The organism is Actinosynnema sp. NPDC023658, assembly GCF_040639995.1.
Classification (GTDB): domain Bacteria; phylum Actinomycetota; class Actinomycetes; order Mycobacteriales; family Pseudonocardiaceae; genus Actinosynnema.
In genome coordinates this window covers 1-2,944 of the sequence record NZ_JBFAAX010000715.1, presented here as the reverse complement: position 1 = coordinate 2,944, position 2,944 = coordinate 1, and the positions used below count along the sequence as shown (strand labels likewise).

3 protein-coding genes are annotated in these 2,944 nt (G+C 75.4%); 1 reads left to right on the top strand and 2 read right to left on the bottom strand.

What is annotated here, in order from left to right:
• The coding region (locus AB0G02_RS33675) for a hypothetical protein (RefSeq protein WP_360802451.1) at positions 1-580 on the top strand (580 nt) is incomplete at its 5' end.
• Here AB0G02_RS33675 and AB0G02_RS33670 read toward each other — a convergent pair.
• Both AB0G02_RS33670 and AB0G02_RS33665 read right to left on the bottom strand, forming a co-directional pair.
• A complete protein-coding gene (locus tag AB0G02_RS33670; RefSeq protein ID WP_360802448.1) occupies positions 525-1,301 on the bottom strand; it encodes an ECF transporter S component in 777 nt (258 codons plus the stop codon). The genes AB0G02_RS33675 and AB0G02_RS33670 overlap by 56 nt on opposite strands.
• Before the next feature lie 44 nt (positions 1,302-1,345).
• Positions 1,346-2,944 (bottom strand): ATP-binding cassette domain-containing protein (locus AB0G02_RS33665; protein WP_360802445.1); only part of this gene is annotated, 1,599 nt, incomplete at its 5' end.

Genomic DNA, 2,944 nt, shown 5'->3' with positions numbered 1-2,944 from the left:
GGTCGCGCTCAGCGCGGTGGGGTACGGGGGAGCGGTCGGGCTCGGCGCGGGCGCGTCCGGCGGCGGCGGTGGTGGCGGTGCCGGACCCAGCGTGCGGGCACGCCAGGCCGAGGGCAGCGACTTCGCGAGCCGCGGTGACGCCGAGGGCGCCTGGCAGCGGATGGGGCTGCGCGAGCTGAAGCGCACCGACCGTGAGCGGACCGACTGCGTGGCGGCGGCGTTCGGCGCGGTGCGGGAGTTCCTGCGGCGGACCGGGTGCGCGGAGATGGACCGGGCGCTGTTCCTCGTCGGGGACGACGCGGGCAACTCGGCGGTGATCGCGGTGGCCTGGGTGGCGTTCCCCTCGACCGCCGACGCGCGGGGGTTCCGGGACGTCGCGGACGCGCCCGGCTCGGGTGACGTCAAGCCGTTGGACACGGCGCAGGTCGGTCTGGGGGACATCGCGTTCGGCGGGGCCAACTACGGCTCGGACCGGCACCACGACACCGTCACCGTGGCGGAGGCCGAGGTCGCCGCCGGGTACGTCACGCCGGAGGTGCTGGACGCCCTGGCGGAGGTGGCGGCGCAGCTGCCCCGGTGAACTCCGGCTCGCCGAACGACGCCCTGCGCGCGGCCCGGCGCAGCGTGCGCAGCAGCACCGGACCGGTCGCGAGCACCAGGACCGTGGTGGTGATGGCGCGACCGACGTCCCAGCCGAGGGACGTGGCCAGGCTGAACGCCACCACGCGCACCAGGTTGTCCAGCACCGGCGCACCCGGCTGGAACGACAGGGTCGTGCTGCCCGCGCTCAAGGCGAACGGCCAGAACGACAGGTTCAGCAGCAGCCCGTAGACCAGGGACGCGGCGGCGCTGTACGCGGCGAGCACCGCCAGTTCGGCCTTGCCGCGCAGGGACGACGGCAGCAGCCCCGCGCCCAGCGCCACCCAGGCCGCGCCCAGCATCTGGTAGGGCAACCACGGCCCGACACCGCCGGTGAGCAGGGCGGACGCGAACAGCGTGGTGCTGCCGAGCACGAACCCGAACCCGGGACCGAAGACGCGTCCGCCGAGCACGAGCAGGAAGAACACCGTCTCCACGCCCGCCGTGCCCGCGCCGAGCGGTCGGATCGCCGCACCCAAAGCCGACAGCACGCCCAGCATCGCCACGGCCTTCGCGTCCAGCCCGCCCTCGCTGATCTCGGCCAGCACGACGGCCAGCACGAGCGGCAGGAGCAGCGCGGTGGTGCCCTGGGCGAATCCGGCGCCGGGGGAGACCAGCAGCGGCCACCCGAACGCGACCACGCTGATGGCTGCCGCGACCACCAGTGCGACCGTGGCACGAGGTCGGATGCGAACGGGGGAGGTGGTCATCGGGCCGCCAGGGCCGCGCGCACGTCCGCCACCGTCAGCCACGGCTGCGGCGCGAGCACCTTCGCCACCTGGGGCGAGAACACCGGTGACGCGGTGACCACCTCGGCGGTCGGACCGTCGGCCACCACCTCGCCCTCGGCCAGCACCACCACCCGGCTCGCGTACTCGGCCACGAACTCGACGTCGTGCGTGGCCAGCACGATCGCGTGCCCGGCGTCCGCCAGGTCGCGCAACGCGGCGGCCAGCCGGGTCTTGGCCGGGTAGTCCAACCCCCGGGTCGGCTCGTCCAGCAGCACGGCGCGCGGCGACGGGGTGAGCGCCACCGCGAGCACCAGCGCGAGCCGCTGCCCCTCGGACAGGTCACGCGGGTGCCGGTCGTCCGGGATGCCCGGCGCGAGCCGGTCCAGGAACTCGCGGCACGTGCCGTCGGGGCGGCCGGACTCGCGGTCGGCCTGCGCGCACTCGCCGCCGACCGTGTGCAGGTACAGCAGGTCGCCGGGTTGCTGCGGGACCAACCCGACGGCCTTGCGCCGCACGCCGGGCTTGAGCGTCGCCGGGTCGACGCCGTCCACCGCGACCTCGCCGCCGGACCGCCTGCCCGTGCCCTGCACCGCCCACAGCAGGCTCGACTTGCCCGACCCGTTGCGCCCCATCACGGCGACCCGCTCACCCGCACCGACGCTCAGCGACACCCCGCGCACGGCGTCCACAGTGGAGTACCGGACCCGCAGGCCGTCGGTGCGCAGCAATTCGGCCGCCCGCGGCGCGGACACCACGGGAGGTCCGGTGAGGCGTTCGCGCAACGGTCCGGCCAGCCGCCGCGCGTCCCGGATGGACACCGGCACCGGGTCCCACCCGGCCAGCTGACCCAACCGCACCACGGGCGGCGCCACGGGTGCCTCGGCCAGCACCGGGCCCGGCTCGCCCGCGATCGGCGGCCGTCCACCACCGGGCAGCCACACCACGCGGTCGGCGTACTGCGCGACCCGTTCCAGCCGGTGCTCCGCGATCAGCACGGTCATGCCCAGGTCGTGCACCAGCCGGTGCAGCGCGGCCAGCACGTCCTCCGCCGCACCGGGGTCCAGCGCGGACGTCGGCTCGTCCAGCACCAGTACCCGCGGGTGGGCGGTGAGGGCCGCGCCGACGGCCACCCGTTGCTGCTGCCCGCCCGACAGCGTCGCCAGCGGCCGGTGCCGCAGCTCGGCCAGGCCGAGCAGGTCCAACGTCTCCTCGACCCGCTTGCGCATGACCGGGTTGGGCAGCGCCAGCGACTCCATCGAGTACGCCAGCTCCTCCTCGACGGAGTCGGTGACGAACCCGGCCTGCGGGTCCTGCGACACCACGCCGACCACGTCGGCCAGCTCGCGCGGCGGGTGGGTTCGGGTGTCGCGGCCGTCCACCAGCACCCGGCCGGTGAGCGTGCCGCCGGTGAAGTGCGGCACCAGACCGTTGACCGCGCGCAGCAACGTCGACTTGCCCGACCCCGTCCGGCCGACGACCAGGCACAGCTCGCCCTCGGGCACGTGCAGGTCGACCCCGGCCAGCGCGGGCGCGTCGGCGTCGCGGTAGGTGACGGTGACGTTCTCGAACCGGAT